Source organism: Flavobacterium silvaticum (assembly GCF_012911565.1).
In the GTDB taxonomy this organism is placed as follows: domain Bacteria; phylum Bacteroidota; class Bacteroidia; order Flavobacteriales; family Flavobacteriaceae; genus Flavobacterium; species Flavobacterium silvaticum.
This window is the reverse complement of record NZ_JAAMPU010000097.1, coordinates 142,427-149,711: the sequence shown is the minus strand read 5'-3', so window position 1 is coordinate 149,711 and position 7,285 is coordinate 142,427. Positions and strand designations below refer to the sequence as shown.

At 44.9% G+C, this 7,285-nt stretch carries 6 protein-coding genes; 3 read left to right on the top strand and 3 right to left on the bottom strand.

The genetic code is table 11. The features are described from left to right. On the top strand, positions 1 to 320 hold a 320-nt coding region (locus G6047_RS03070; protein ID WP_169526007.1), incomplete at its 5' end, for a T9SS type B sorting domain-containing protein. 240 nt (positions 321 to 560) lie between these two features. On the opposite strand, the gene G6047_RS03065 is transcribed toward G6047_RS03070, so the two are convergent. After that, positions 561 to 1,757, bottom strand: a complete 1,197-nt coding sequence (locus G6047_RS03065) for a pyridoxal phosphate-dependent aminotransferase (RefSeq protein ID WP_169526006.1) — start codon at positions 1,755 to 1,757, stop codon at positions 561 to 563. Between the two features lie 117 nt (positions 1,758 to 1,874). Here G6047_RS03065 and G6047_RS03060 point away from each other — a divergent pair, with 117 nt between their 5' ends. Continuing rightward, entirely contained in the window at positions 1,875 to 3,179 is a 1,305-nt protein-coding gene (locus G6047_RS03060; protein WP_169526005.1) for a retropepsin-like aspartic protease, read from the top strand. 30 nt (positions 3,180 to 3,209) lie between these two features. Here G6047_RS03060 and G6047_RS03055 read toward each other — a convergent pair whose 3' ends face one another. After that, positions 3,210 to 3,644, bottom strand: coding sequence for a DUF1573 domain-containing protein (locus G6047_RS03055; RefSeq protein ID WP_169526004.1), 435 nt, complete (start codon positions 3,642 to 3,644; stop codon positions 3,210 to 3,212). A gap of 137 nt (positions 3,645 to 3,781) precedes the next feature. On the opposite strand from G6047_RS03055, the gene G6047_RS03050 reads away from it, so the two are divergent. Further along, positions 3,782 to 6,409 (top strand): valine--tRNA ligase, encoded by a 2,628-nt coding sequence (locus G6047_RS03050; RefSeq protein ID WP_169526003.1) that lies wholly within the window; start codon positions 3,782 to 3,784, stop codon positions 6,407 to 6,409. Between the two features lie 94 nt (positions 6,410 to 6,503). Here G6047_RS03050 and G6047_RS03045 read toward each other — a convergent pair whose 3' ends face one another. After that, positions 6,504 to 7,283, bottom strand: a complete 780-nt coding sequence (locus G6047_RS03045) for a superoxide dismutase (protein ID WP_169526002.1) — start codon at positions 7,281 to 7,283, stop codon at positions 6,504 to 6,506. Positions 7,284 to 7,285: the final 2 nt, after the last annotated feature.

The following is a 7,285-nucleotide window of genomic DNA, read 5'->3' as shown; positions in this document are numbered from 1 at the left end:
GCGTACGCGTGGTGGGCTATTGCGACGAGATCGTCATACCCGATGTATTCATCATCGATTACCCGCATTATTTCACTCCGAACGGGGACGGAATACACGATACGTGGAATATTAGTTGGCCTCCTTCTCAAGAAAGCCCTCAGGTATTCATATTTGATCGTTACGGTAAGCTGATGAAACAGATCCATGCGCCTGGTGACGGATGGAATGGAACATACAACGGACATCTAATGCCTTCAACAGATTACTGGTTCAAAGTAATCTACAGGGAAAATGGTGTAGAGAAAGAATTCAAGGCACACTTTGCCATGAAGAGATAAAAGGTTAATTCAAAAAATAAAAGGCTTCCCAATTCGGGAAGCCTTTTATTTTTTTAGCCCGACCCGAGGCTTTAGCCGAATTGGCGAAGCAATGTGAGTGGAAAGCCCACAGGTGTGCCAGCTTGTTTTTTTTGGTTTGGTGCGGCGACCAAAGGAAGCCCGCTCCAAGCCTTATAAAAACGGCTGGCACGCCGAGGACTTGCAGCGGACAGCCGGATTCGCTTCTAAATAAACTAATTATTATTTTTTACCTGGATAAACTTCAAGTGCTTTTCCCAAGATTTCTACAGACAGAATTAAATCTTCCTGCTTTAGTACATAGGCAATGCGGACTTCATCAAGGCCAGCGCCCGGAGTAGAATAAAAACCGGCGGCAGGAGCGACCATGACCGTTTCGCCATTGTAATCGAAAGATTCCAATAACCATTGTGCAAAGTCATCGGCATTTTGGACGGGAAGTTTTGCAATGCAATAGAAGGCGCCTTTTGGTTTTGCAACCATGACTCCGGGGATTTTTTCAAGTTCCGAAACCAGGGTGTTACGTCTCTCCAGATATTCGCCGATCACTTCATCGAAATAACTTTTCGGTGTTTCCAATGCGGCTTCACTTGCAATTTGGGCAAATGTTGGTGGGCTCAAACGGGCCTGGGCGAATTTCATGGCGGTCGACATGACTTCTTTATTCTTGGAAACGATACATCCAATACGTGCGCCACACATACTGTAACGTTTGGAAACGGAATCGATCATGATGGCATGCTGCTCCAATCCAGGTACATTTAAAACAGAGAAATGTTCAAAGCCGTCATAAGCGAATTCACGGTAGACTTCATCGGCAATAAGGAAAATATCGTGCTTCCTGACTAGGTCGGCAAGTTGTTGGATTTCTTCTTTTGAATAGAGATAGCCGGTCGGGTTTCCGGGATTGCAAATAAGTATCGCTTTGGTTTTTGGAGTGATGAGTTTTTCAAAATCTGAAATCGGCGGAAGAGCAAAACCGGTTTCAATACCTGAAATTACCGGAACAACCGTGACACCTGATGCCGTAGAGAAACCATTGTAGTTGGCGTAAAACGGTTCCGGGATTATGATTTCGTCTCCGGCATCGGCAGTACTTCCCATAGCAAAAAGCAAGGCTTCTGAACCGCCTGTAGTTATAATTATATCTTCCAGATTCACTGGAATACCTTGTTCCTGATAATGGGCGGCCAACTTTCGTCTGTAACTTTCAAAACCTGCCGAGTGGCTGTACTCAAGTACTTCCATGTCGATATGGCGAACGGCATCGAGCGCTACCTGTGGCGTTTTGATATCTGGTTGACCAATATTTAAATGATATACTTTATTGCCTTTCTTTTTGGCGATTTCAGCGTAAGGGACAAGTTTTCGTATTGGCGACTCCGGCATGGCGGAACCTTTATGGGAAATTTTCGGCATGTGGTAGTTATTTTTTGAAGTTGCAAATTTGCGAATTTTTCGGCGAAAGCATTTAGATTTTAAGGGAAAGAAATTATTCTTTTTTATCGGGTCATCATATTTAGTAATTTTATAAAAATGAAGACGTTCCGATTCTTGTGGCTGATCTTATTTCCGGCAATTTTGCTGGCTCAGGACGGCTTTCAGCTAAAGCAGGGAAAACACAAATGCAGTCTTCCATTCAAGCTTATCAATAACCTCATTTTTGTAGAGGGAGATTTGAATGGCGTTCGCCTGACATTTTTATTGGACACAGGCGTGGACGATACCATATTGTTTAATCTGGACAAAGATGCCGAGGTCGAACTGGCCAACGCTGAAACCGTTAATTTACGTGGCCTTGGCAATCAGGAGCCGGTTACGGGTTTGCGATCACGCGGGAATCTGTTTAAGGTAGGGGCTCTTTCTGACGCGAACCATGAATTATATGTGATTCTGGAAAGAGACTTCAATTTCTCGTCCCATGTCGGCATTCCTGTCCATGGTATTTTAGGGAAGAAATTTTTTGAAAACTATTTTGTCCAGATCGATTATAAAGGAAAACGGATTTTTGTTTACGATAGGGAATGGGGCATTAGGAAAGATAAATTCCGGTCGTTCCAAAAACTTTCGCTCACATTAGACAAAAATAAGCCATATGTTATGGCCGACATCAGAATGCCCGACAAATCAAGTTTTCCTGCAAAACTATTAATCGATACCGGAAACAGTGATGCCATTTGGCTTTTCAGGGATCGCAATCAGGTCATTACGGTTCCCGAGCCTAATATCCGGGATTATCTCGGTTATGGCTTCAGTGGTGAAATATATGGCCTGCGGGCACGTATCGCTTCGGTCAATTTAGCCAACTTCACTTTTGAAAAAACGCTTTCCGCCTTTCCGGATACGGAATCGCTCCAGCATCTTATAGCCGTCAATAACAGGCTCGGATCTGTCGGCGGGGAAATTCTCAGGCGCTTTAATGTGGTTTTCGATTATAAAGGAAATGCCATGTATTTGTACGCTAATAATGAACTGGCTAAAGAATTCGAATACAATATGAGCGGCCTCACGGTACAGCACGACGGATTTCAGTGGGTGCAGCAACAAGTGGTAAAAAGGCCCGATGAGGCGGAAGCAGCATATAGCGCCTCTATTTCTCTCACATTCGAACTCAAACCGTCGTTTCGCATAGTGAATGTTCGTGAAGGATCGCCCGGAGATATTGCAGGTCTGAAAAATGGCGACCTGTTGGTTTCGGTCAATGGGAGAGAAGTACAGAGATATGGACTTCAGGAGTTGGTAAGCCTGTTCAAATCGGAAGAAGGCAGGGTCATCAAAATCAAGATTGATCGCGACGGAAAAATCATAACCACCAAATTCACCCTGAAAAAGCTACTGTAAAAAAAATCCCTCCGAATGGAAAGGAAATTTTTATTTCATTGGGCCGACTTTTTTCTTTTCGAGCAGGTTGACTTCCTGTTTATTGATTACTTCTCCAATAATGTGAAGTGCCACACGGCCTTTATCTACATTGACGGCATTTGAATCAACATAAATCGTTTTGTTGATTTTTCCCGGATTCATATTGTATTTGACATCGATCTTGCCCATTTTTCCAGGCATGATCGGTTCCGTAGGTTTTGATGGTACGGTGCAGCCGCACGTAGATTCCACGTTGCTGATAATGAGAGGCGCGTCGCCCGTATTGGTGAATTCGAACGTACGCAGGCCGTCGTCGCTTCCTTTGGCCACTTTGCCGTAATCTACCGTATTGTCTTTTGCGAAGAATTCTATTTTAGCACCTTTTTGTGCCATCCCTGAAAGACTTACGGCCAAAAATCCGAGTGTCAAAAACAATGATTTCATACTATCTTGGTTTGTCGGTAAAAATACTTTCTTTTGATTTACGGGCAAATAGTTGCCGCGTTATTTTTAAAACGGGCCGGAATGGTTAATTTTGCCGTCCGGTCATCATAAACAAGCCGTAAACTTAATACAGCACAATGGAAATCCCAACCCAATTTGAACACACAGCAATAGAACAGAAATGGTATGGCTACTGGATGGAGCATAAGTATTTCCATTCGGAACCGGACGGACGCCAGCCGTACACTATTGTAATCCCGCCGCCAAACGTGACCGGAGTGCTTCACATGGGACATATGCTGAACAATACCATTCAGGATGTATTGATCCGTCGTGCGAGGTTAAAAGGCTTCAATGCCTGTTGGGTTCCGGGAACGGATCACGCTTCGATTGCGACAGAAGCCAAAGTCGTAGCAAAACTCAAAGCGGAAGGCATCGATAAAAAAGACCTGTCACGCGAAGAATTCCTCAAACACGCCTGGGATTGGACCGATAAATACGGAGGTGTGATCCTCGATCAGCTTAAAAAACTTGGTGCATCCTGCGATTGGGATCGGACAAAGTTTACGATGGATCCGGATATGTCGGCATCTGTAATCAAATCTTTTGTCGATTTATATAACAAAGGCCAGATTTACCGCGGATACCGAATGGTGAACTGGGATCCGGAAGCCAAGACGACACTCTCTGACGAAGAAGTGAATTACGAAGAACGTCAGGGGAAATTGTATTTTCTAAAGTACCAGATTTCAGGTTCGGATGAATTTGTGACCATCGCGACTACACGTCCCGAAACAATTCTCGGCGATACCGCCATCTGCGTCAACCCGAATGATGAACGCTATCAGAATCTTATCGGTAAAAAAGCCATCGTTCCTATTGCCAACCGTGAAATCCCGATCATTGCCGATGACTATGTCGATATGGAATTCGGTACCGGCTGCCTTAAAGTGACGCCAGCACATGATGTAAACGACAAGGCTCTTGGTGACAAACACAATCTTGAAGTCATCGATATTTTCAATGACGATGCAACGCTGAATTCATTTGGGTTGCAGTATCAGGGCAAGGATCGTTTTGTGGTCCGTGAGGAAATCGCGACGGAACTCGAAAGCCTTGGGAATCTGGCAAAAGTCGAGACACATTTGAACAAAGTCGGGACATCGGAACGAACCAAAGCCGTCATCGAACCTAGATTGTCAGATCAGTGGTTTTTGCGGATGGAAGATTTGGTAAAACCTGCGATAAAAGCCGTTTTGGAAACGGATCAAATTAAATTGTACCCGAAGCGATTCGAAAATACCTATCGCCATTGGTTGGAAAACATCCGCGATTGGAACATCTCGCGCCAGCTTTGGTGGGGCCAACAGATTCCGGCTTATTTCTATGGAGATGGAAAGGAAGATTTCGTGGTCGCCGAAACCAGGGAAGAAGCGGTTCAACTGGCAAAAGCCAAAACCGGAAATCCGTCGTTATCTGATGCCGATCTGAAACAAGATCCGGATGCACTCGACACGTGGTTTTCGTCATGGTTGTGGCCCATGGCTGTTTTCGGCGGAATTCTCGATCCTCAAAACAAAGATTTCAACTACTATTATCCGACCAATGATTTGGTTACAGGCCCGGACATTTTGTTTTTCTGGGTGGCCCGTATGATTATTGCCGGATACGAATATACAGGTGAAAAACCGTTTGAAAATGTGTACCTGACCGGTTTGGTTCGCGACAAGCAGCGACGCAAGATGTCGAAATCGCTTGGGAATTCGCCTGATCCGCTTGATCTGATCGAGAAGTTCGGTGCCGATGGTGTTCGTGTCGGATTGTTGCTTAGTGCTTCAGCCGGAAACGACATCATGTTCGACGAGGAATTGTGTGCCAACGGAAAAGCGTTCGCTCATAAAATCTGGAATGCATTCCGGCTTATAAAAGGTTGGGAGGTAAGCGACAGTATTGCTCAGCCGGAATCGTCTGCGATTGCCGTTCAATGGTTCGAAGCTAAATCACAACAGATTCTTCTGGAAATTGAGGATAACTTTTCAAAATATCGTTTGTCAGATGCATTGATTGCAACCTATAAACTGGTTTGGGACGATTTCTGTTCATGGTTCCTCGAAATGATCAAACCGGGTTATCAGCAACCAATCGATTCCAAAACGTTCGCATCTGCCCTCAACGCGCTCGAAACCGTACTCAAATTGTTGCATCCGTTCATGCCTTTCCTGACCGAAGAAATCTGGCAACACATAACCGAACGCGACCCTAAAGACGCCCTCATCATTTCTGAATGGCCTCAGATTACCAGTTTCGACGAAAGTTTACTCAAATCTTTTGAAAAGGCATCAGAGATTATCTCTGGTGTAAGAACAGTCAGGAAAGACAAGAATATTTCGTTCCGCGATACCATTTCATTACAACTTCTCGGGACGGCTTCTGATACGCGTTTTGACAGTGTCATCAAAAAACTCGGCAATGTCGATTCGTTTGATCAGGTTTCTGAAAAACCGCAACGTGCCGCTTCGTTCCGGGTTGGAAGCGAGGAGTATTTCGTTCCGCTTTCAGCCAACATCGATACGACTGAGGAAAGGGCTAAACTGACATCGGAACTCGATTACATCAAAGGTTTCCTCAAATCGGTACAGGCGAAATTGGCTAACGAGAAATTTGTTGGTGGTGCGCCTGCCCAGGTTTTGGAAAACGAACGCAAGAAAGAAGCTGACGCGTTGGCTAAGATCGCGACATTGGAACAGAGCCTTGCTTCGTTATAAAAGTCTTTGGGGAAATAAAAGTCGCATTTCTGAGAGTTAAATCTTTAGAAATGCGATTTTTTTCTGGAAATGCCCAGGGAGTTTGAAATCAGGTTTATTTCCTCACGGCATCGTCATACTTCTCCGAAACTTTGTCCCAATTGATCACATTGAAAAAAGCGTCGATGTATTTTTTGCGTTTATACTGATAACCCAGATAGTAGGCGTGTTCCCAAACGTCGATCCCCAGAATCGGTTTGCCGGGAATTGTCGCCTGTGGCATCAGTGGATTGTCCTGATTCGGAGTTGAAGTTACCTGTAGATTGCCCGATCGGTCTACAACCAGCCACGCCCAACCCGATCCGAATTGGCGTGAAGCCGCATTTTCAAACGATTCCTTAAAGTTGGCAAACGAACCGAAATCTTTTGAGATTGCTGCTGCCAATGCATTGTCTTTTGGCTCACCGCCTTTTTTGGGTGCGATGGTTTCCCAGTATAGCGTATGATTGTAATAGCCGCCCAGGTTGTTCCGAAGATCGGCATTGCTCATATCGAGTTTTTTGAAAATTTCCTCGATGGGAAGTTTGGCGAGTTCGGTACTGTCCAGAAGCCGGTTCAGGTTATTCGTGTAGGTAAGGTAATGCTTGGAAAAGTGCATTTCCATGGTCATGGCATCTATGTTCGGAGCCAATTCGTCGTACTCGAACGGAAGTTTATACATTTCAAAAGCGCCGGGATCGGCAACGGCTTCGTCCGGATGACCGATGGTGACTTTTTCTTCGGCCGTAGGTAACGGAACTTCGACCACCTCGGTCAGTTTTTTCTTCTGGCACGAAAACAAAAGGCCCGATGCGATGATCAGGGCCGGAATAAAATTATGTTTTAAAAAGGTCATTC

Bases quoted from the DNA above. Each gene is read 5' to 3' on its own strand.
- G6047_RS03065 (WP_169526006.1), bottom strand. From the start codon at position 1,757: ATGCCGAAAATTTCCCATAAAGGTTCCGCCATGCCGGAGTCGCCAATA.
- G6047_RS03060 (WP_169526005.1), top strand. From the start codon at position 1,875: ATGAAGACGTTCCGATTCTTGTGGCTGATCTTATTTCCGGCAATTTTG.
- G6047_RS03055 (WP_169526004.1), bottom strand. From the start codon at position 3,644: ATGAAATCATTGTTTTTGACACTCGGATTTTTGGCCGTAAGTCTTTCA.
- G6047_RS03050 (WP_169526003.1), top strand. From the start codon at position 3,782: ATGGAAATCCCAACCCAATTTGAACACACAGCAATAGAACAGAAATGG.
- G6047_RS03045 (WP_169526002.1), bottom strand. From the start codon at position 7,283: ATGACCTTTTTAAAACATAATTTTATTCCGGCCCTGATCATCGCATCG.